The organism is Variovorax sp. ISS6 (assembly GCF_056523145.1).
In genome coordinates, this window is record NZ_JAWRZC010000001.1 from 5,489,669 (window position 1) to 5,509,456 (window position 19,788).

General features: G+C 71.6%; 17 protein-coding genes. 10 read left to right on the top strand and 7 right to left on the bottom strand.

Translation table 11 applies throughout. The features are described 5' to 3' along the window. Positions 1 to 14: 14 nt before the first annotated feature. The gene (locus tag AC1HIL_RS25365; protein WP_413762955.1) at positions 15 to 1,607 is read right to left on the bottom strand and encodes an efflux transporter outer membrane subunit; all 1,593 of its coding nucleotides are present in this window, start codon (positions 1,605 to 1,607) and stop codon (positions 15 to 17) included. 212 nt (positions 1,608 to 1,819) lie between these two features. Between AC1HIL_RS25365 and AC1HIL_RS25370 the strand changes: the two genes are divergently transcribed. The 3 genes from AC1HIL_RS25370 to AC1HIL_RS25380 are packed head-to-tail and all read left to right on the top strand — an operon-like array spanning position 1,820 to position 4,813. Further along, entirely contained in the window at positions 1,820 to 2,545 is a 726-nt protein-coding gene (locus tag AC1HIL_RS25370; RefSeq protein ID WP_479670317.1) for a GntR family transcriptional regulator, read from the top strand. Further along, positions 2,542 to 3,414 (top strand): phytanoyl-CoA dioxygenase family protein, encoded by an 873-nt coding sequence (locus AC1HIL_RS25375; protein ID WP_057596854.1) that lies wholly within the window; start codon positions 2,542 to 2,544, stop codon positions 3,412 to 3,414. The genes AC1HIL_RS25370 and AC1HIL_RS25375 overlap by 4 nt, the downstream gene beginning before the upstream one ends. 37 nt (positions 3,415 to 3,451) lie before the next feature. Continuing rightward, positions 3,452 to 4,813: an NAD(P)H-dependent oxidoreductase gene (locus AC1HIL_RS25380; protein WP_479670318.1), complete on the top strand. Its 1,362-nt coding sequence runs from the start codon at positions 3,452 to 3,454 to the stop codon at positions 4,811 to 4,813. A 27-nt stretch (positions 4,814 to 4,840) separates the two neighbouring features. On the opposite strand, the gene AC1HIL_RS25385 is transcribed toward AC1HIL_RS25380, so the two are convergent. Further along, on the bottom strand, positions 4,841 to 5,239 hold the full coding sequence (locus AC1HIL_RS25385) for a nuclear transport factor 2 family protein (protein WP_057596856.1): 399 nt from the start codon (positions 5,237 to 5,239) through the stop codon (positions 4,841 to 4,843). Positions 5,240 to 5,424: 185 nt separating this feature from the next. Here AC1HIL_RS25385 and AC1HIL_RS25390 point away from each other — a divergent pair, with 185 nt between their 5' ends. Beyond that, positions 5,425 to 5,787 (top strand): YciI family protein, encoded by a 363-nt coding sequence (locus AC1HIL_RS25390; protein ID WP_057596857.1) that lies wholly within the window; start codon positions 5,425 to 5,427, stop codon positions 5,785 to 5,787. A gap of 19 nt (positions 5,788 to 5,806) precedes the next feature. Further along, positions 5,807 to 7,039 carry an RNA polymerase sigma factor gene (locus AC1HIL_RS25395; RefSeq protein ID WP_479670319.1) on the top strand — a complete coding sequence of 411 codons (1,233 nt, stop codon included), beginning with the start codon at positions 5,807 to 5,809 and terminating at the stop codon, positions 7,037 to 7,039. Between the two features lie 12 nt (positions 7,040 to 7,051). On the opposite strand, the gene AC1HIL_RS25400 is transcribed toward AC1HIL_RS25395, so the two are convergent. After that, the gene (locus AC1HIL_RS25400) at positions 7,052 to 7,786 is read right to left on the bottom strand and encodes an NUDIX hydrolase (RefSeq protein WP_479670320.1); all 735 of its coding nucleotides are present in this window, start codon (positions 7,784 to 7,786) and stop codon (positions 7,052 to 7,054) included. Between the two features lie 142 nt (positions 7,787 to 7,928). Between AC1HIL_RS25400 and AC1HIL_RS25405 the strand changes: the two genes are divergently transcribed. Then, the gene (locus tag AC1HIL_RS25405) at positions 7,929 to 8,489 is read left to right on the top strand and encodes an NADAR family protein (RefSeq protein WP_422096517.1); all 561 of its coding nucleotides are present in this window, start codon (positions 7,929 to 7,931) and stop codon (positions 8,487 to 8,489) included. A gap of 4 nt (positions 8,490 to 8,493) precedes the next feature. Continuing rightward, positions 8,494 to 9,408, top strand: a complete 915-nt coding sequence (locus AC1HIL_RS25410; RefSeq protein ID WP_057597102.1) for an ADP-ribosylglycohydrolase family protein — start codon at positions 8,494 to 8,496, stop codon at positions 9,406 to 9,408. 8 nt (positions 9,409 to 9,416) lie between these two features. Here AC1HIL_RS25410 and AC1HIL_RS25415 read toward each other — a convergent pair whose 3' ends face one another. Continuing rightward, on the bottom strand, positions 9,417 to 9,878 hold the full coding sequence (locus tag AC1HIL_RS25415) for an Lrp/AsnC family transcriptional regulator (protein ID WP_462982923.1): 462 nt from the start codon (positions 9,876 to 9,878) through the stop codon (positions 9,417 to 9,419). A 101-nt stretch (positions 9,879 to 9,979) separates the two neighbouring features. Here AC1HIL_RS25415 and AC1HIL_RS25420 point away from each other — a divergent pair, with 101 nt between their 5' ends. Then, complete coding sequence (locus AC1HIL_RS25420) at positions 9,980 to 12,250, top strand: aminotransferase class V-fold PLP-dependent enzyme (protein WP_479670321.1); 2,271 nt, start codon at positions 9,980 to 9,982, stop codon at positions 12,248 to 12,250. Between the two features lie 76 nt (positions 12,251 to 12,326). After that, positions 12,327 to 12,881, top strand: coding sequence for a DsbC family protein (locus tag AC1HIL_RS25425; protein WP_057597099.1), 555 nt, complete (start codon positions 12,327 to 12,329; stop codon positions 12,879 to 12,881). On the opposite strand, the gene AC1HIL_RS25430 is transcribed toward AC1HIL_RS25425, so the two are convergent. Next, a complete protein-coding gene (locus tag AC1HIL_RS25430; protein WP_479670322.1) occupies positions 12,878 to 14,320 on the bottom strand; it encodes a serine hydrolase in 1,443 nt (480 codons plus the stop codon). The two genes, AC1HIL_RS25425 and AC1HIL_RS25430, sit on opposite strands and share 4 nt — an antisense overlap. An 80-nt stretch (positions 14,321 to 14,400) precedes the next feature. Between AC1HIL_RS25430 and AC1HIL_RS25435 the strand changes: the two genes are divergently transcribed. Continuing rightward, positions 14,401 to 17,010 carry an FtsX-like permease family protein gene (locus tag AC1HIL_RS25435; protein ID WP_479670323.1) on the top strand — a complete coding sequence of 870 codons (2,610 nt, stop codon included), beginning with the start codon at positions 14,401 to 14,403 and terminating at the stop codon, positions 17,008 to 17,010. Positions 17,011 to 17,166: 156 nt separating this feature from the next. Here the strand turns inward: AC1HIL_RS25435 and AC1HIL_RS25440 are convergent, their stop codons facing one another. Beyond that, a complete protein-coding gene (locus AC1HIL_RS25440) occupies positions 17,167 to 18,789 on the bottom strand; it encodes a carboxypeptidase regulatory-like domain-containing protein (protein WP_479670324.1) in 1,623 nt (540 codons plus the stop codon). 246 nt (positions 18,790 to 19,035) lie between these two features. Continuing rightward, positions 19,036 to 19,743 carry an O-methyltransferase gene (locus AC1HIL_RS25445; protein WP_422096510.1) on the bottom strand — a complete coding sequence of 236 codons (708 nt, stop codon included), beginning with the start codon at positions 19,741 to 19,743 and terminating at the stop codon, positions 19,036 to 19,038. Positions 19,744 to 19,788: the final 45 nt, after the last annotated feature.

Sequence of the window (19,788 nt, forward strand, 5' to 3'; positions counted from 1 at the left end):
TGCCGCGGCGGGATTCAGTTCCGCGCCGGGGCGGATGCGGTGTCGGCGGCCGGGGCGATGGTCGCGTCGGCGAGTTCGCCGCGGTTCCACCAGCCGCCGCCCAGCGCCTGGAACAGCGCGGCGGTGTCGGCATGGCGCGCGGCCTGGGCCTGCACCAGCGCGGTGTGCGTCTGCAGCCAGGCCTGCTGCGCGGTCAGCAGTTGCACGTAGCTGACGGCACCGGCGCGGAACTGCGCGGTCGCCAGGTCGAGCGACTGCCTGGCGAGCGACTCGGCCGTGGCCTGGGTCTGCAGCGCCGTGGCATCGAGCTCGAGCGCGCGCAGCGCATCGGCCACGTTCTGGAAGGCACCGAGCACGGTGTCGCGGTATTGCGCCGCGGCCGCGTCGTAGGCCGCGACCGCCGCGCGCTTCTGCGCGCGCAGCGTGCCGCCATCGAAGATCGGCTGCGCGAGCGCAGCGCCCACGCTCCAGAAATCGGTGGCCGAGCGGAACAGGTCGCGCGAGCGCGTGGCGCTGCTGCCGTAGCTGCCGGTGAGGTTGAACTTCGGATAGAGGTTGGCCGTGGCCACGCCGATCTGGGCGCTGGCCGCGTGCAGCCGGGCCTCGCTGGCGCGCACGTCGGGCCGCTGGCGCGCGAGCTCGGAGGGCAGCGACAGTGGCAGCTCGGCCGGCAGGTTCAGGCTCGCGAGATCGAACTCGGGCAGCCCGGCCTCGCTCGGCAGCCGGCCCGCGTAGACCGCGAGCTGATGGCGCGTCTGCGCGAGCGACTTCTCGATCGCCGGGATCGTGGCCAGCGTCTGCGCGACCTGGGTGCGCTGCTGCAGCACGGTCGACTTCGGGATGGCGCCGGTGTCGAACTGCTTTTCGATCACGTCGAGCTGCTGCTGCTGCGCCTGCAGCACCTCGCGCGTGGCCTGCAGCTGCGCGCGCAGCGCGGCCTCGCGGATCGCCGTGGTCACGAGGTTGCCGGTCAGGGTCAGGTAGACCGCCTCGACCTGGTAGCCCTGCGCCTCGAGCGTGGCCTGCGCGCCCTCGAGCGCGCGGCGGTTGCCGCCGAAGACGTCGAGCGCATAGCTGACGTTGACCTGGGCGTTGTAGAGCGTGAGCAGCTGGCCGCCGGGCACCTGCGTCGTGACCTGCGAGGCGCGCTCGCGCGTGCCGCCCAGCGAGCCGTTGACCTGGGGCCACAGCAGGCTGCCCGACTGGGCCTCGTAGTTGGCCTGGGCCTGGCGCAAGGTGGCCTGGGCCGAGGCCAGCGTGGGGCTCTGCGCGAGCGCGTCGCGGATCAGGCGGTCGAGCGGCTCGGAACGGAACACGGCCCACCACTGCGCGGGAATGTCCCGGCCCGGCAGCAGTTGCTGCGACTGGCCGCCCGGAACCGGCGCCTGCGCGGTGCGCCCGGGCATCGGCGAGGCCGTGTAGTCGGCGCCCTGCGCGGCGGCCGGCAGGCCCGGGGTCTTGAAGTCGGGGCCGAGCGTGCAGGCGCTCAGCAGCAGGGCCGCTCCCAGGACGGCACCCTGGCGGGGCCAGGCTGCGCGACTGCGCGCGGGGCCGGCCGGCGAGGCGTGGCGGGGGTCCTGCGTTGCTTTGTTGTCTTGGTTTTGCATTGGGCGAGGGTTGTACACCCGGAAGGTCGCGAAAAGCTGACCTGAAAAGAAAGAAAGAAAGAAAGGAAAGACCCGTCGAAATCGGGCTGGATTGTGTGGCCGGGCGTTACGCGAGCATTGCGGGTGCTACCGGCCACGCCGGTGAAAACCCTAGCTGCGCAGCCGTGCCGGATTCCGTACTCTGTATACAGAGTTCAGAAACGGAGTCACCCATGCCCGCCCAGCTCGTCAGCATCGAGGTCGCGCCCGACCTCGTCGACCAGGTGTACCGCGCCCTGCTCGGCGCGATCAGCAGCGGCGAACTCGCGCCCGGCGAGCGGCTCACGCAGGAGGACATCGCGCAGCGGCTCGCGGTGTCGCGCCAGCCGGTGCTGCAGGCGCTGCGGCTGCTCAAGAAGGACGGCTTCGTGCACGACGCGCCGGGCCGCGGCGTGCTGGTGGCGCCGCTCGATCCCGACTGGATGCGCAAGGTCTACCAGGTGCGCGGCGCGCTCGACGTGCTGGCCGCGCGGCTCGCGGCGGCCGAGCGCTTTCGCATCGACCCCAAGCTGATGGAGCGCGGGCGCCGCGCTGCGGGCGGGCGCGACGTCGAGGCCATGATCGATGCCGACATGGCCTTCCACCAGGCCATCTACGCGGCCTCGGGCAATCCGCTGATCGCGCAGAGCGCCGACCAGCACTGGCGCCACCTGCGCCGCGCGATGGGCGCGGTGCTGCAGGCCGAGCCGCAGCGCGAGTCGCTGTGGGACGAACACGAGGCCATCGCGGCCGCCATCGCCGCGGGCGATGCCGGCGAGGCCGCGCGCCTGAGCGAGGAGCACGTGGCGCAGGCCAGCGAGGCGCTGGGCCGGCGCCTGGCCGAGCAGCTCGCGCGCGCATCCACCCCCTCTTCCCCGATCCCTTCCCACCCACGCACGATCCAAGGAGACACCGCATGAAGCTGACCCCCGAGCAACGCGCGCAGTTCGAGCGCGACGGCTACCTGTTCTTTCCCGGCCATTTCTCCCCCGAGGAGACCCGCGTGCTGACCGACGCGGTGCCCGAGCTCTACGGCCGCCGCGAGGCCTTCAACGTGCGCGAGAAGGGCTCGGACGCGGTGCGCACGAACTTCGCGGCCCACCTCTACAGCGAGCCCTTCGCGAAGCTCGCGCGCCATCCGCGCATGGTGGGCCCGGTGCGCGACCTCTTCGAGGAGGAGGTCTACATGCACCAGTTCAAGATCAACGGCAAGATGGCCTTCGAGGGCGACGTCTGGCAATGGCACCAGGACTACGGCACCTGGCTCAACGACGACCTGATGCCGACCGAGCGCGCGATGAACGTCGCGATCTTTCTCGACGACGTGAACGAGCACAACGGCCCGCTGATGTTCATCCCGGGCAGCCACCGCAAGGGCGTGGTCGACGCGAAGCACGACCTCACGACCACCAGCTACCCGCTGTGGACGGTCGACAACGCGCTGATCCGCCAGCTGGTGGATCGCGCCGGCGGCAAGGACGGCGGCATCGTCTCGCCCAAGGGCCCGGCCGGCTCGATGATCCTGTTCCACAGCTGCCTGGTGCATGCCTCGGGCAGCAACCTGTCGCCGTTCAACCGCGTGGCGGTCTACCTGAGCCTGTGCGCGGTCAGCAACCACATCCGCCGCCACAAGCGTCCCGAGTACATCGCGCACCGCGACTTCGCGCCGATAGCGATGCTGCCCGACGACTGCCTGCTTAAGCCCTACCCGGTCGACCTGCCGTGGAAGAACGGCCTGCCCGAGAGCGCGCTGCGCACCTCGACCGAGACGCTCGAGGCCGTCGCCTGACCCCGCCCAGAAGAACCACCGAGACAAGACCCCTTCCATGAGCCTCCACCAGAAACTCCAGCAGCGCGCCGCCGAAGGCCGCCCGATCCGCATCGGCCTGATCGGCGCCGGCAAGTTCGGTTCCATGTACCTCGCGCAGATCCCGCGCACGCCGGGCGTGCAGCTGGTCGCGATCGCCGACCTCTCGCCCGCGGTCGCGCGCGTCAACCTCGAGCGCGTGGGCTGGGAGGCCGCGCGCGCCAACGCAACGTCGGTGCAGGAAGCGCTGAAGTCCGGCGCCACCTGGATCACCGAGGACTGGCAGGCCGTGACGCGCGAGCCTTCGATCGACATCGTGGTCGAGTGCACCGGCAACCCCGTGGCCGCGGTCGACCACTGCCTCGACGCCTTCGCGCACGGCAAGCACGTGGTCAACGTGACGGTCGAGGCCGATGCCTTCTGCGGCCCGCTGCTGGCGCGCCGCGCGCAGCAGGCCGGCGTGGTCTATTCGCTGGCCTTCGGCGACCAGCCCGCGCTGATCTGCGACCTGGTGGACTGGGCCCGCACCTGCGGCTTCCCGGTGGTGGCGGCCGGGCGCGGCCACAAGTGGCTGCCGCACTTCAGCGAATCCACGCCCGAGACCGTCTGGGGCAACTACGGCCTCACGCCCGAGCAGGCGCGGCGCGGCGGGCTCAACCCGAAGATGTTCAACAGCTTCCTCGACGGCTCCAAGCCCTCGATCGAAAGCTCGGCCGTGGCCAATGCCACCGGGCTGGGCGTGCCCTCCGACGGCCTGCTCTATCCGCCGGCCAGCGTGGAGGACATCCCGTTCGTGACCCGCCCGCGCGACGAAGGCGGCGTGCTCGAGCGCAAGGGCATGGTCGAGGTGGTCTCCTCGCTCGAGGCCGACGGCCGCAGGATCCCCTACGACATCCGCATGGGCGTGTGGGTCACGGTCGAGGCCGAGACCGACTACATCAAGAACTGCTTCGAGGAATACAACGCCCACACCGACCCGAGCGGGCGCTACTTCACGCTCTACAAGCGCTGGCACCTGATCGGGCTCGAGGTCGGCCTGTCGGTCGCGAGCGTGGCGCTGCGCGGCGAACCCACGGGCGTGGCCACCTGCTGGAACGCCGACGTGGTCGCCACCGCCAAGCGCGACCTCGCGCCCGGCGAGCTGCTCGACGGCGAAGGCGGCTACACGGTCTGGGGCAAGCTGCTGCCGGCCGAGCGCTCGCTGCGCATCGGCGGCCTGCCGCTGGGGCTGGCGCACGGCATCAAGCTGGTGCGCCCGGTACGCAAGGGCCAGAGCCTGACCTGGGCCGACGTGGCGATGGACACCGGCACCCACGCCTTCAAGCTGCGCAGCGAACTCGAGGCGATGTTCGCGCCGAAGGAACAGGCCCGGGCGGCCTGAACCCGACCCACATCACGACGGCGCGGCTCAGCCCGCGTCCGCCACCGGCAGGTAGACCTCGTGCCACAGCACGACCTTGCCGAGCGCATCGAAGCGCAGCAGCAGCATCGCGTCGAAGTGGTCGACCGCGCCCGCGGTCCGCTCGACGCGCGCGCGCATCGCGAGCACCACCGACTCCTCGTCCGCCACCGCGTGGCTCACGCGGTAGTCGATGCGCGCGATCGTGGCGCGAAAGCCGTTCAGGAACGCCAGGTAGTTGTCGTGGTCGGCGTCGTGGCGGCGGCCGTTGGCCTCGACCACGAAGCGTGGCGCGAAGCGTTCGGCGATCAGCGCCTGCGTGAGCGCGGTGTCGGCGCGCAGGTTCTTCCGGTTCCAGTCCAGCAGTTCGTGCGCCCGGCGCAGGTTGTCGTCGCGTGTCATCGGCATCGGTCGATTCTGCCTCGGGCGACCGGCCCGGCCGGCCAGCGCCATGCTGAAGGTCGGGGCGACCGCCATTGCGCTGCCGGCCGCGTCGTAAAAGAATATGCAACTCGCTGTCGAAATGCCGGTCAGCCAGCCGTCATTGGTGTGAGCGATCTTGCTCGATCCGCTTTTCACGACGGAGTTGCACCATGCAGTACATGCTTTTGTTCTATCAGACGCCTGCCGAATTCGAGCAGCGCGACGATGCGTCCGCCCAGGCCCGGCGCGCGAGCTGGGTGGCCTATGCCGACGCGGTGCGCCAGTCGGGCCTCGCGCTCGGCGGCCACGGCCTGATGCCGCCGATGACCGGCACCACCCTGCGCATCCGCGGCGACAGGCGCCAGGTGCAGGACGGCCCCTTCGCCGACACCAAGGAGCAGCTCGGCGGCTACTTCGTGATCGACGTGCCCGACCTCGACGCCGCGCTCGAATGGGCCGCGCGCGCGCCCTGCGCCGCTACCGGCGGCGTGGAAGTCCGTCCGGCCTTCACCGCCAGCGCCCAGGGCGGTTGAAGCCGCCGGGGCACGCGCCATGAACGACACGGCCGCCCGCGAGGCTGCCGAGCGAGCGGCCCGCCAGTCCTATGGCCGGCTGCTCGCGATCCTCTCGGCACGCACGCACGACATCGCCGGCTCCGAGGACGCGCTGGCCAATGCCTTCGCGCGCGCGCTCGAGCGCTGGCCCGCCGATGGCGTGCCCGAGCGTCCCGACGCCTGGCTGCTGAGCGTCGCGCGCAACCGCCGGCTCGACGCCTGGCGCCACACCCGCGTGCAGGACGACGCCACCCAGACCCTGCTGCTGCTGGCCGGCGAGATGGACACCGCCGAGGCCGAGGGCCATGCCGTGCCCGACGACCGGCTGCGCCTGTTCTTCGTCTGCGCCCATCCGGCCATCGACGCCGCCGCGCGCACGCCGTTGATGCTGCAGACCGTGCTGGGCCTCGATGCCGCGCGCATGGCCGGCGCCTTCCTCACCTCGCCCGCCACCTTGAGCCAGCGGCTGGTGCGCGCCAAGACACGCATCCGCAACGCGCGCATCCCCTTCGAGTACCCGCAGGCTCGCGAGCTGCCGCAGCGGCTGCAGGACGTGCTCGACGGCATCTATGCCGCCTACGGCACCGGCTGGGACGACGTCGACGGCGCCGATGCGCGGCCCGACGGCCTCACCACCGAGGCCATCGACCTCGGCCGCATCCTCTGCGCGCTGATGCCCGAGGAGCCCGAGCCGCTGGGCCTGCTCGCGCTGATGCTGTTCTGCGAGAGCCGCGCCGAGGCGCGCCGCAGCGACAGCGGGGCCTACGTGCCGCTCGACCAGCAGGATCCGGCGCGCTGGAATCCCGACCTGCTCGCCGAGGCCGAGGCCTGCCTGCGCCGCGCCTCGGCCATGCAGCGCCTGGGCGCCTACCAGCTCGAGGCCGCGATCCAGTCGGCGCACTGCGAGCGCCGCGTCGGCGCTCCGGTGCCGCCCGAGGCGCTGGTGTCGCTCTACGAAGGCCTGCTGGCGCTGCGGCCCAGCATCGGCGCGCAGGTGAGCCTGGCCTGCGCACTCGCCAACGCGCGCGGACCCGACGCCGGCCTGCGCACGCTCGATGCGATCCCGCCCGACGAGGTCGCGAACTACCAGCCCTTCTGGGCCGCGCGCGCGCACCTGCTGGCGGCCGGCGGCGCGCGCGCCGCGGCGCGCCAGGCCTACGAGCGCGCGATCGGCCTCGCGAGCAGCGCGGCGGTGCGCACCTACCTCGGCGCGATGATGCTGCGCCTGTGAGGTGCGGCGCGCTCAGCCCGCGTCGGGCCGGGCATTGAAGGTGCGCGGGAACAGCGCCGCCCGCGAACGGTCGCGCAGCCGGTAGCGCATCGCCGGGCGCCCCGCCCCGCCCGCGAGCATGCCGGCCTCCTCCATGAAGCCGCCGTCGAGCATGCGCTTGCGGAACGCGCTCTTGTCGACCGGGCGCCCGAGCACGACCTCATAGGTGTGCTGCAGCGCCGGCAGCGTGAACGGCTCCTCGAGCAGGAAGGCCGGCAGCGAGGTGTATTCGACCTTGCTGCGCAGCCGCGCCACCGCCGCCGCGAGCAGCTCGCCATGGTCGAAGGCCAGCCGCTTGCGCAGCGCCGCCTCGACCTCGAACCACGCCACCTCGGCCGCGTTGGCGCCGCCGCGCAGCTGCATCGCCTGCGCCGGGATCAGTGCATAGAAGCAATGCGTGGCCGACCAGCCGCGCGGATCGCGCTTCGCCCCGCCCCAGCTGCCGAGCTGCTCGAGGTAGGGCGTGACCACGCCGGTCTTCTCGCGCAGCTTGCGCAGCGCGCAGTCCAGCAGCGTCGCGTCCTCGTCGACGTTCACGAAGCCGCCCGGCAGCGCCCAGCGTCCCGGATGGGGCTCGGCGCTGTCGACGGGGCGACGCACCAGCAGCACCTGCAGCGCGTCGTCGAGCACGGTGAACATCGCCACGTCGACGGTGACGAGGGGGCGGGGAAAGTCGAGCGAGGATGGGGAAGAAGAGGGCTTGCTCACGCGGGCTTGACGTTCGGATGATTAGTTGTACTATACAACCCTCAATTTGTTGTACTGAACAACTAATTAACCGAGCACTGGCCAACCTCTGCCGACGAGGCGGGAAACGGCAGTCCCCGGAGATGAGAACGGGATGAAGAAGATGACCGACACCACCCTCCACCGCACCGCCCTGATCGAGCGCATCGCCCAGGGCTTCGAGCCCCGCTACCTGCTGTTCTGGGGCCACCAGCCCGAGAAGGACGGCAGCGCCGGCAAGGGCTGCTTCAGCCAATGGTTCGAGGCGCCGTTCGAGATCGAGGGCGTGCGATACGCCACGGCCGAGCACTTCATGATGGCCGGCAAGGCGCGGCTTTTCGGCGACACCGAGGTCCTGGGCCAGGTGCTCGCCGCGCGCACGCCGGCCGAGGCCAAGAAGCTGGGCCGCGCGGTGCGCGGCTTCGACGACGCGACATGGACGAACGCGGCCTTCGACCTGGTCGTGCAGGGCAACCTCGCGAAGTTCTCGCAGCATGCGGCGATGGGCGAGTTCCTGTTGCGCACCGGCGAGCAGGTGCTGGTGGAAGCCAGCCCCTACGACGCGATCTGGGGCATCGGCATGGCCGCGAGCCATGCCGACGCACGCGAGCCGGCGCGCTGGCGCGGCCAGAACCTGCTGGGCTTCGCGTTGATGGCCGTGCGCGACCGGCTGCGGGCGGGTTGAAATCATGACGACCTCGACGGAAGACCGCTTCCGCGGCGCCCTGCTCGGCCTGGCCTGCGGCGACGCCGTCGGCACGCGCGTGGAATTCAGCCCGCGCGGCAGCTTCGTGCCCGTCACCGGCATGCAGGGCGGCGGGCCCTTCGGCCTCGCGCCCGGCGAATGGACCGACGACACCTCGATGGCGCTGTGCCTCGCGGCCAGCCTGGTCCATTGCCGCGGCTTCGATGCCGTCGACCAGATGAACCGCTACTGCAACTGGCGCAGCGTGGGCTACATGAGCAGCAACGGGCGCTGCTTCGACATCGGCATCACGGTGTCGAACGCGCTGTCGCGCTACCTCGCGAGCGGCGATCCCTTCGCGGGCGATCCCGATCCGCGCACCGCCGGCAACGGCGCGCTGATGCGGCTCGCGCCGGTCGCGATGTTCGGCGTGGCCGATGCGCCCGCGCTGCTGCGGCTTGCCGCCGACAGCACGCGCACCACGCACGGCGCGGCCGAAGCCATCGCCTGCTCGCGCCTGTTCGCGCTGCAGCTGCAGGCCGCGCTGCGCGGCGAGAACAAGGCGTCGATCCTCGCGCCGCGCGACATCGGCGAAGCACCGAGCCCCGGCGTGGCCGCGCTCGCGGCCGGCCGCTGGCGCGACAAGCCGCGCGATGCGATCAAGGGCTCGGGCTATTGCGTGGAATCGCTCGAGGCGGCGCTGTGGTGCTTCGCGCAGGCCGACTCCTTCGAGGAAGCGATCCTCGCGGCCGCCAACCTCGGCGACGACGCCGACACCACGGCCGCGATCTGCGGCCAGCTCGCGGGCGCGTTTCATGGCGTGGCGGGCATTCCGGCGCCATGGCTGGCCACGCTCGCGATGCGCGACGAGATCGACGCGATGGCGCGCGCGCTGTTCGCGCTCGCCCACCCGGCCTGATCCCTTCGCTATTGCGCGTACGACAGCGGCAGCGCGGTCGTGAACTTGATCTCCTCCATCGCGAAGCTGGAACTGACGTCGAACAGCTCGGTGTCGGCGATCAGCCGCTTGTAGACCTTGTCGTAGGCCGCGATGTCGGGCACCACCACGCGCAGCAGGTAGTCGATCTCGCCGCTCATGCGATAGAACTCGACGATCTCGGGGATCACGTCGACCACGGCCTTGAAGCGATCGAACCAGGCCTGCGTGTGGGTGCTGGTGCGCACGGCGACGAACACCGTCACGCCCACGTTGACCTTCCGCGGATCGACCAGCATCACGTTGCGCGTGATCACGCCGGCTTCCTTGAGCCGCTGGATGCGGCGCCAGCACGGCGTCTGCGACAGGCCGACCTCGCTCGCCAGCTCGGCGATCTGGCGCCCGGCGTCGAGCTGCAGCAGCTCGAGAATCTTCCTGTCTATGGCGTCCAGTTTTATCTTTGCCATGAAAAATAGAATCCGATTCTCAAAACTCAGGGAAATCGAGTCTACAACGCAAGCCTTTTCCTGTCGCGGCTTCGCAGAATCGAGGCATGGACATCTACCTCGACGCCAACGCCACCACCCCCGTTCTGCCCCAGGCCCGCGAGGCCGCGCTGGCCGCCATGGCCGGCGATTTCGGCAATCCCAGCAGCATCCACAACACCGGCCTCAAGGCCCGGGCGCTGATGGACGCGGTGCGCGAGCGCGCCCGCCGCGCGATCGGCGCGCCCACGGGGCGGCTGCTGTTCCTCAGCGGCGCGACCGAGGGCATCCAGACCGCCGTGCTGTCGGCTCTGAACGCGCTGCGCGCGCGGCGCCAGGCCGGCGAGAGCGTGCCCGAGCTGCTGCTCTACGGCGCGACCGAGCACAAGGCCGTGCCCGAGGCGCTGCGCCACTGGAACGCGCTGCTGGGCCTCGACCTCGAGGTGCTGGCGATTCCCGTGGGCCGCAACGGCCGCCACGACCTCGACTGGCTGCGCGCGCACGCGCCGCGCGCCGGCATGGTCTGCACCATGGCCGCCAACAACGAGACCGGCGTGGTCAGCGACCTCGACGGCATCGCGGCCGCGCTGGTCTGCAGCCCGGCGCTGTGGATGGTCGACAGCGTGCAGGCGCTCGGCAAGCTGCCGCTGCGCCTGGGCGAGCGACCGATCGACTACGCGCCCTTCTCGGGCCACAAGCTCTATGCGCCCAAGGGCATCGGCCTGCTCTACGTGCGCGAGGGCGCGCCCTTCACGCCGCTGATGGCCGGCGGCGGCCAGGAGGATTCGCTGCGCTCGGGCACCGAGAACATGTCGGGCATCGCCGCGCTCGGCGCGGTGCTGGGCGCGCTGGAGGAAGGCTTCACCTTCCGCCGCGCCGACGCGCTCGCGGCCTGTCGCGACCGCCTGGCCGCCGCGCTGGCCGAGGCCTTCCCGGGCCTGGTCTTCAATGCGCCGAGCGCGCTGTGCCTGCCGACCACGCTGAACTTCTCGGTGCCGGGCCTGAGCTCCAAGCTGCTGCTGGACCTGTTCGACGCGGCCGACATGCGCGTGAGCGGCGGCTCGGCCTGCGGTGCCTCGAAGGCCCGGCCCAGCTACGTGCTCGAGGCGATGGGTCTGCCCGCCTGGCAGACCGCGTCGGCGGTGCGGCTGTCCTTCGGTCCTGCCAGCGACGATGCCTTCATCGACGAGGCCTGCGCGCGCATCCGCGCCTGCGGCGAGTCGCTGCGCCAGAGCTGCCTGGGCCCGGTGCCGCAGAACCAGGCGCAGCCACCCGAGCGCCTGACCCGCTTCGTGGTGGACGGCGCCTGCTGCTACCTGCTGGCCGATGACCAGAGCCGGCGCTGCGTGGTCATCGATCCGCTGCCCGAACTGAACGCGCAGCTGACCCAGTGGCTGGGCTGCCACGGCTACACGCTGGCGGCCGTGCTCGACACCCACAGCCATGGCGACCATGCCTCCTCGGGGCCCGAACTGCGTGCCGCCGTGCCGGCGCGTCAGCTGGAGGCGGGCGCGGTGGATGCGCTCGGCTGGCCCGAAGGCGCGACGCAGATCGCGCTCGGCGCGCTGCGCCTCACGCGGCTGGCCGTGCCGGGCCACACCGCCGACTCCACCGTCTACCTGCTGCGCGACGCCAAGGGGCTGCGCCTGGCCTTCGTCGGCGACACCGTGATGCCCGGCGCGCTGGGCCGCAGCGATTTCGCGCAGAGCCGGCCGCTGGCCTTCGGCCCGTCCCTGCTGAAGCTGCAGCGCGCCCTCAAGCCCGACACGCTGCTGCTGCCGGGCCACGACTACGACGACCGCTTCGCGAGCACGCTGGTCACCGAGCGCATGGCCCAGCCGCTGCTCGACGACGTGCTCGAGGGCCACCTCGACGCGCAGGGCTTCGCGAGCGCGAAGGCGGCCCTCGAGCGCGACCTCGGGCTCACCGAGTACCGGACCATGGCCTGCGGCGCGCGGGTCGACCGCTGCGCCGGCGGCGGCACGCCCGAGCTGTCGCCCGAGGCCTCGGCCGCGCTGCTGCGCAAGCATCCGGGCCTGCTGCTGGTCGACGTGCGCGAGCCCTACGAGCAGCGGCTCGGCCAGCCCGGCGTGCTCGATGCCGCGCGGCGCCAGGCCGTGCCGCTCTCGCGGCTGCTCAACGCCCTGCCCGACTGGCTGGCGCTGCCGGGCGAAACGCCGATCCTGTTCTTCTGCCGCAGCGGCAACCGCAGCGCGCAGGCGGCGCGCGCGCTGCGCCGCCTCGGCCATGCGCAGGCCTGGAGCCTCGCGGGCGGTCTCGCGCTGTGGCCGCGCCATGCCGCGGACGAAGTGCGCACCCTGCACGATGCAGTGCATTGATGCGCGCGCGGTCGGGGAACCTTCGCCGCTTGCCCGAACCGCATTCACGCTCACAACGATGTCAGGGACCGTCTCGATGAACCTCCGCCGCCGCCTTCTGCTCGCCACCTGCACCTGGGGAGCCACCGCCACCATGGTCCATGCCCAGGCCCGGCGCGACGATGTCGCGGGCCGCTTCAAGAAGCTCGAGGGCTTCCGGTTCGACCAACTGCCGCTGCAGGACGCGATCACGCTGGTCCACGGCAACGGCAAGCGCCGCATCGCGGTGTTCTCCGATCCGCGCTGCGGCCACTGCCAGCGCGTCGACAAGGACCTGAAGGCGATCGGCAACGTCACCGTCCATGTCTTCCTCTACCCGGTGCTCGGCGAGGAATCGGTGGCCAAGGCACGCAACATCCTCTGCAGCGCCCGGCCTGCCCGCAACTGGGAGCAATGGATCGAGAAGGGCATCGACCCCGGCGCGCCCGCGGGCCGCTGCGATGCCTCGCCGCTGCAGCGCAACGCGGCGCTCGGCAGGCGCTACGACGTGAGCGGCACGCCCACGCTGATCTTCGGCGACGGCACGCGCGTGCCGGGCGCGATACGCGCGGCGTGGATCGAGCAGTTGCTCGACGCCGCCGAGCGCCCTTAGTCCACCAGCGCGGCTTCGCGCACGCGCCGCCCGGCGACCTGCGCGCCGCCCTGCGACAGCGTCACGCCCACCACCTGCCCGCCCTCGCGCTGGAACACGATCTGCGCGCCGATCTCGCCCACCGTGAAGCGGTCGGTGCCGATCGGCTTGAGCGGGTTGTAGCCACGGCCGCTCTCGCGCACCAGCAGGCGGCCGCCGCGTACCGTGAAGTCCAGCGACTTGGAGGGGGTGACGCGGTACTCGCCGCGGTACTCGGCCAGCTTGTCGGCATCGACCGGCACCTCGACCGTGGGCGCCGGATAGCGGCTCTTGCCGATCGCCAGCATCACGCGCTGCAGCGGCGCGCGCGTGTTGCTGCTCAGGAGGATCATGGCCTCGCCGGTGTCGGGCGCGAGCATCCACAGGGTGCGGTAGCCCTCGGTGACGCCCGCGTGGTAGTAGGTGCGGCGAGCGCCCTCGGTGCCGCGCACCATCACCGCATAGGCGATCTCGGCGCCCTCGTAGCTGGCGAGCGGCGTGAGCAGGCGCACGGCGGCCGGTCCGAACGGGCCGCTGGCGCCGGCAAGGATGGCGCGGCTGAAGACCATCATGTCGGCCGCGGTCGAACGCAGCGCCGCGATCGGCGCATAGGCCTTCATGTCGAGCAGCGACTGGCGCCGGTCGCCCGCGAAGGCCGGCGCCATGCGCGAGGCCTTGTCGCCGAGCAGGATCACGGTGTCGTTCATGCCCAGCGGCTCGGTGATGCGCGCGCGCACCAGTTCGCTCCAGGTCGTGTGGTAGCGGTCGGCCACCAGCAGGCCGACCAGCGCCATGCCGTAGTTGCTGTACGCGCCCGCGCAGGGCGGCGCGGTGCCCAGCAGCCTGATGCGCGGCAGCGCGTCGTAGAGCTCCTGGCGTTCGAAGGCGCGCATCTGCGAGGCCAGCGCCGGGCCGCCGGTCACGCCGTCGGCCATCACCGGCATGCAGCCAGTGTGGGTCACCAGCTGACGCAGCGTGACCGAGGCCACCGCCGGCGACAGCGGCGCCTTGATCTTGCCGGCCATCAGCTGGCCGAGGTTGTCGTCGAGCTTCATGTCACCGCGCTCCACCGCCTGCGCGAGCAGCAGGCCGGTGAAGACCTTGGTGACCGAGCCGATCTCGAACATCGGCTGCTCGGCGCTCTCGGCCGAGAGCGCGCGCGGCGCGGGCGGCTCGGGGTTGTAGGCCGCGCCGTAGCTGGCCTTGCCGCCGCGCAGCAGTCCCACCACCACGGTGCCGCGCTCGCTGCCGAGCGCGGTGCGCGCGATCAGGGCCGGATCGCTCGCGAGCGAGAGCGCCGCGCCGGGCGGCGACTGCGCGACGGCCGGGGCGACCAGCACCATCGACAACACGGACAGCAGCGCCAGGCGCCGCAGCGAGGCAGGGGCGCCGCAGCGCGGACCGCGGGAGAAAAGCCGCATCGTCGATTCCTCGGTCAGGGACACAGGCCCGGATGGTGCCACGCCACGAAGGCCTTGCCCCGCCCCGCCACAATCGCCCCATGCGTGCATTGCTCACCACCTTCTCCTGGCAGGAACTGCGCCACCACCCCTGGCGCAACGCGGCGGCGGTGCTGGCCGTGATGCTGGGCGTGGCACTCGCGTTCTCGGTGCAGCTCATCAACGCCTCGGCGCTCGACGAGTTCTCGAGCGCGGTGCGCTCGGTCAACGGCCAGCCCGACCTCGAGCTGCGCGCGCCGCAGGGCGGCTTCGACGAGGCGGTGTTCGAGACGCTGGCACGCCAGCCGCAGGTGACGCTCGCGAGTCCGGTGCTCGAGTTCCAGGCGCTCGCGCTGGTCGCTCCGGCGCCCGGAGGCGAAGAGCGTCAGGTGCCGCTGCGCGCGATCGGCGTCGACGCGCTCGCACTGCCCGCGATCGCGCCCGCGCTGATGCCGCAGCCCGATGCGAATGCCGAACGCTTCGCGCTGTTCGCGCCCGACCTGGTGTTCCTCAACGCCGCCGCGCGCAGTGCGCTCGGCCTGCCCGCGCAGGCGCCGGCCGGCGCCGAGGAGAGCGTGCGGCTGCGCAGCGGCGCTGACTGGCAGCGGCTGCGCGTGGCCGGCCACGTGGCGGCCGGCGGCGGCGCGATCGCGGTGATGGACATCGCCACCGCGCAGGAACGCTTCGGCCGGCTTGGCCAGCTCAGCCGCATCGACCTGCGGCTGGCCGCGGGCACCGACCGCGCGGCCTTCATCGCGGCGCTGCAGGCCACGCCCGGCTGGCTCGCCGGCCTGCAGTTCGCCGAGCCCGGCGATTCGGCCGAGCGCGTGAGCAACCTCTCGCGCGCCTACCGCGTCAACCTCACGGTGCTGGCGCTGGTGGCGCTGTTCACCGGGGCCTTCCTGGTGTTCTCGGTGCTCGCGCTCAGCGTCGCCAAGCGCGCGCAGCAGTTCGCGCTGCTCGGCGTGCTGGGCCTCACGCCGCGCCAGCGGCTGCGACTGGTGCTGGCCGAATCGCTGGTGCTCGGGCTGATCGGCAGCGCGGCCGGGCTCGCGCTCGGCACCGCGCTGGCCGATGTCGCGCTGCGCGTGCTCGGCGGCGACCTCGGCGGCGGCTACTTCGAGGGCGTGGCGCCCACGCTGCACTGGAGCGGCGGCGCGGCCCTGCTCTATGGCGCGCTCGGCGTGGCGGCCGCGCTGGTGGGCGGCTGGTGGCCCGCGCGCGCGGCGCAGGCGCTGCCCGAGGCGCAGACGCTCAAGGGCCTGGGCGCGCCGCCCGCGCAGGGCCGCAGCCACTGGCTGGCGCTGGGCCTGATCGCGCTGGGCGCGGCGCTCGCCAACCTGCCCGCGATCCGCGGCGTGCCGGTGGCGGCCTACCTGTCGGTGGCCTGCCTGCTGGTCGGCGGCATCACCGCGCTGCCGTGGCTGATCGCGCTGCTCTACGACCGCATCGCGCCGCTGCTGTCGCGCCGCGTGCTGCCGATGCTGGCGATCGAGCGCGCGCGCCGCATGCGCGGCACCGCGGCGGTGGCGGTCAGCGGCGTGGTCGCGAGCCTCAGTCTCGCGGTCGCGCTCACGGTGATGGTCGCGAGCTTCCGCGACTCGGTCACGCAATGGCTCGACATCGTGCTGCCGGCCGACCTCTACGTGCGCGCCACCTCGAGCGGGCGCGGCGGCAACAGCGGCGCCGAGAGCAGCACCGACACCGCGACCTTCGCGCCCGAGCTCGTGCAGGCGCTGTCGCGGCTGCCCGGCGTGGAGCGCAGCGGCACGCTGCGCACGCGCTCGCTGCAGCTCGATACGGCGCAGCCCGCGGTGACCCTGATCTCGCGCCACCTCGAAGGCGGCGTGGCGCAGGCGCTGCCGCTGGTGGGTCGCGCATTGCCGGTGCCCGAGGGGCAGATCGGCATCTACGTGAGCGAGCCGATGGTCGACCTCTACGGCGCCAGGCCCGGCAGCGGCTTCGCGCCGCTGTCGAACGCGCTGGCGCCCGCAGCGGGTGGCGCGCCGGCCACCTTCTTCGTGGCCGGCGTGTGGCGCGACTATGCGCGGCAGTTCGGCGCCATCGCGATCGAGGCACGCGACTTCGAGCGCCTGACCGGCGATCGCGATGTCAGCGACATCGCGCTGTGGCTCGCGCCCGGCGCCACGGAAGGCGCGGTGCAGGAAGCGGTGCGCGCACTGGCGGCGCAACGCGCGGGCTCGGACGTGGAGATCGCATCCGTGGGCCAGATCCGCGCGGTCTCGCTGCGCATCTTCGACCGCAGCTTCGCCGTCACCTACTGGCTGCAGGCGGTGGCGATCGCGATCGGCCTGTTCGGCATCGCCGCGAGCTTCAGCGCGCAGGTACTCGCGCGGCGCAAGGAATTCGGCCTGCTCGCGCACCTGGGCTTCACGCGCGCGCAGGTGCTCGCGGTGGTGGCCGGCGAAGGCGCCGCCTGGACCGCCATCGGCGCGGTGGCCGGACTGGGCCTGGGCCTCGCGGTGTCGGTGGTGCTGGTGAAGGTGGTCAATCCGCAGAGCTTCCACTGGACCATGGACCTGCTGCTGCCCTGGGGCCGGCTGCTCGCGCTGTGCGCGGCCGTGGTGGCCGCGGGCACCGTCACCGCGTGGATGGCGGGGCGGGCCGCGGCCGGCAAGGATGCGGTGCTGGCGGTGAAGGAAGACTGGTAGGCGCCGCTTCGCGCGGGCAAAAAAAAGCAGGCACGCGACCTGCGGATGTCCGCGGTCTCGTGCCTGCCGGCGCTTTGTCTGCGCGCCTTTTCCCCCTGCTCCCTTTTCTTTTTCGGCTGAAGACGACCGGCTCGCGCCGGCCATCGTTCATGCCGCTCAGTTGCAGTACTGGGCGTTCGCGTCGGTGTTGACTTCCGGCGGCTTGGCCGCGAGGAACTTCTGCACCGGCACGACCGTGGCGTTGCAGTTGTCGTCGGTGCGCAGGTCGAAGACGTGCCAGTAGCGCGTCGAGTCCGCCACCTCGCCCGCCGGCGGCGAGAAGACCGACTGGGCGCCGCGGTTGCTCAGTTCCACGCGCGCGGGCGACCCGGTCTGGCCCGGGTTGTAGGTGCCGGAGTAGTTGTAGACGAAGAAGCGGTAGGTGCGATTGCGCGCGAGCTTCGCGAAAGTCGTGTACTCGGGACCGAAGCTGTCCACGTCGTCCACGTCGAGGCCGATGAACGGCGCGGCCGCGAGCGAGCCCTTGTTGGCGTAGTAGACCTCTTCACCGACATTCGCGCCCATCGTGTGGGAATCGAGGTCGAAGGGCCGTTCACCCCAGGTCAGCTTGATCGACATGGCCGAGGCCGTCAGCGTGAGGCAGCCATCGATCGTGATGTCCTGCTCGCCCAGCGTCGCATTCGCCGCATTGGAGAGTTCGGCGTTCTTGCTCGCCACCACGAAGGCCTCGCTGCTGCGCTTGGCCGGCACCGAGAACTCGCCATTGGCATTGGTGACGGCAGAACCGACGCCGCTGTACGACTTGCCTTCCGACAACACGACCGCACCCGCGACGCGCTCGCCGGCCGCGTTCTGCACGCAGCCGTTGACGCGCACCGTGTTGTAGACCTGATCGGCGTTCCAGGTCGTGAAGTGCGTGACCGTGCCTTCGTAGTACTGGTTGGGCGCGGTGCCCTGCAGGCTCGCACTGCCCTCTTCCACCCACAGGCCCGTGCTCGTGTTGTAGAAGAACAGCGGCACCGTCGGCGGCAGCGCGGCGCTGCGCGACGAAGGCGCGATGCGCACGGTGGCGCTCACGCCCTGCGCGAGTTGCAGCGGTGCGCCGTCCGCGTCGACGAAGCTGGCGTCGAGCGCGCCGAAGCTCTCCATCGCCGCCGGTTCGCCGCTGGTGGCGGCGAGGTAGTTGCCGGGCATCAGGTTGACGTTGGTCGCGGGCGCGATCGGCGTGAGGCGGCCGGTGGCCTGGCCAGTGGGCGCGCTGCCATCGGCGCGGCGCAACGCGTTGGCGGGCAAGCGCACCATCGCGGTCGAGCCCGGCACCGCGATGTCGCGCGCAAGAGCCGGATTGAAGGTGTCGCTGAAGGCCACCGGCAGCATCGGGATGTTGATGACGGTGCTGGCCTCGGCGGCCGCGAGCGCGGCGGTGGCACGGCTCTGCGGTGCGAAGCCGCTCTTCTCGTAGCTCAGCAGCACCGAGTTGCCGTTGGTGATGCCTTCGAGCGCGTAGGAACCGTCGTCGCCGGTCATGGCGCTGATGCCATCGGCCGTGACCTTGACCTGCGCGATGCCGGCGCCGTCGAGAGCGTTGGTCACGCGGCCCGTGACCTTTGCGTCCTTGCGCACGGGAGTGCCGGGACCGCCCGGGTCACCCGGATCACCGGGATCGCCGCCGTTCTGACCGGGCGGCAGGAACGCGAAGCCGGAGCTTCCGCTGCCGCCGCCGCACGCGGCAACGGCCAACGCGACCGCCACGGCGGCCACTGCAATCTTGAATTTCATGGGTGTTCTCCCCCTCTGTAGCAACTGATCGATGAGTGCGGCTGCAATGCAGCAGCGTCGGATTCCGATGCGCGCCATGCCATGCGATGCATCGAAGGGGACCGAGCGTATGCATCGCGAGTCGCGGCAAACAGTGCCAAAAGTCACGCACATGCAACGGCCGCCGCATGCGATGGGAGAAGTGAATACGGAAGACCTCTCGGGGGTATTTGCATCGCCGCGATCGGCCGATGCAACCCGATTGCGCTAAGCGTTCCAGTCGATCAGACCGGTACCGCTCCAGTGACCGAACGAGGTGAGGTCGAGCTTGGGCCGCGCGATGCGACGCCAGGTCGCGACCATGTTCATCACGCGGATGTCGTCGAACACGACCAGCGCATGCGCGGGCAGGTTCAGCGTCGCGAGGTTATCGAGCATCCGCGCCTCGGTGTGGCCGTCCTTGGGTCCGTCGACGAAGACCAGGTCGGCCGCCTCGAACAGCGCGCGATGCGCCTCGACGCCACCGGACGCGGAGATGTCGTGCAGCACCTGGCGCACGCGGCCCTGCTCGAAGTCGGCGGGCGCGAGCCAGGTCTGCTCGAAGCCGTGCCAGGGATGCAGGTCGAAGGTGGTCACGCTGCCGCCCGCGGGCAATTCCTGCGCGAGCGCGAGCGTGCCCATGCCGGTGAAGGTGCCGATCTCGACCACGCGCATCGGCTTCAGCGTGCGCACCAGCGCGGCGAGCAGCCGGTAGTGCTCGCCGGGCCAGGTGTCGAACCAGTGCGGTTCGGCCGAGGGACGGCCCTCGTAGACGGTCAGCGCGATCTCGCGCGCGGCCGAGGCGGCCCGCAGCGCGATGTCGAGCAGGCGAGCGCTGGGCCGCGCGGGCTCGTCGTCGAGGCTCGCGATGACCGAGACCTCCTTGTGGCGCGCCGGTACCTCGGCGAGTCGGCGCTGGAGTTCGTCGAAGGTCATGGTGCGGGCCCGATGCAAAAAGCGCAGTCTAGGCGCCGCCATGCA

Bases quoted from the DNA above. Each gene is read 5' to 3' on its own strand.
- AC1HIL_RS25375 (WP_057596854.1), top strand. From the start codon at position 2,542: ATGAAGCTGACCCCCGAGCAACGCGCGCAGTTCGAGCGCGACGGCTAC.
- AC1HIL_RS25445 (WP_422096510.1), bottom strand. From the start codon at position 19,743: ATGACCTTCGACGAACTCCAGCGCCGACTCGCCGAGGTACCGGCGCGC.
- AC1HIL_RS25410 (WP_057597102.1), top strand. From the start codon at position 8,494: ATGACGACCTCGACGGAAGACCGCTTCCGCGGCGCCCTGCTCGGCCTG.
- AC1HIL_RS25390 (WP_057596857.1), top strand. From the start codon at position 5,425: ATGCAGTACATGCTTTTGTTCTATCAGACGCCTGCCGAATTCGAGCAG.
- AC1HIL_RS25425 (WP_057597099.1), top strand. From the start codon at position 12,327: ATGAACCTCCGCCGCCGCCTTCTGCTCGCCACCTGCACCTGGGGAGCC.
- AC1HIL_RS25430 (WP_479670322.1), bottom strand. From the start codon at position 14,320: ATGCGGCTTTTCTCCCGCGGTCCGCGCTGCGGCGCCCCTGCCTCGCTG.
- AC1HIL_RS25370 (WP_479670317.1), top strand. From the start codon at position 1,820: ATGCCCGCCCAGCTCGTCAGCATCGAGGTCGCGCCCGACCTCGTCGAC.
- AC1HIL_RS25365 (WP_413762955.1), bottom strand. From the start codon at position 1,607: ATGCAAAACCAAGACAACAAAGCAACGCAGGACCCCCGCCACGCCTCG.
- AC1HIL_RS25405 (WP_422096517.1), top strand. From the start codon at position 7,929: ATGACCGACACCACCCTCCACCGCACCGCCCTGATCGAGCGCATCGCC.
- AC1HIL_RS25395 (WP_479670319.1), top strand. From the start codon at position 5,807: ATGAACGACACGGCCGCCCGCGAGGCTGCCGAGCGAGCGGCCCGCCAG.
- AC1HIL_RS25435 (WP_479670323.1), top strand. From the start codon at position 14,401: ATGCGTGCATTGCTCACCACCTTCTCCTGGCAGGAACTGCGCCACCAC.
- AC1HIL_RS25380 (WP_479670318.1), top strand. From the start codon at position 3,452: ATGAGCCTCCACCAGAAACTCCAGCAGCGCGCCGCCGAAGGCCGCCCG.
- AC1HIL_RS25385 (WP_057596856.1), bottom strand. From the start codon at position 5,239: ATGCCGATGACACGCGACGACAACCTGCGCCGGGCGCACGAACTGCTG.
- AC1HIL_RS25440 (WP_479670324.1), bottom strand. From the start codon at position 18,789: ATGAAATTCAAGATTGCAGTGGCCGCCGTGGCGGTCGCGTTGGCCGTT.
- AC1HIL_RS25420 (WP_479670321.1), top strand. From the start codon at position 9,980: ATGGACATCTACCTCGACGCCAACGCCACCACCCCCGTTCTGCCCCAG.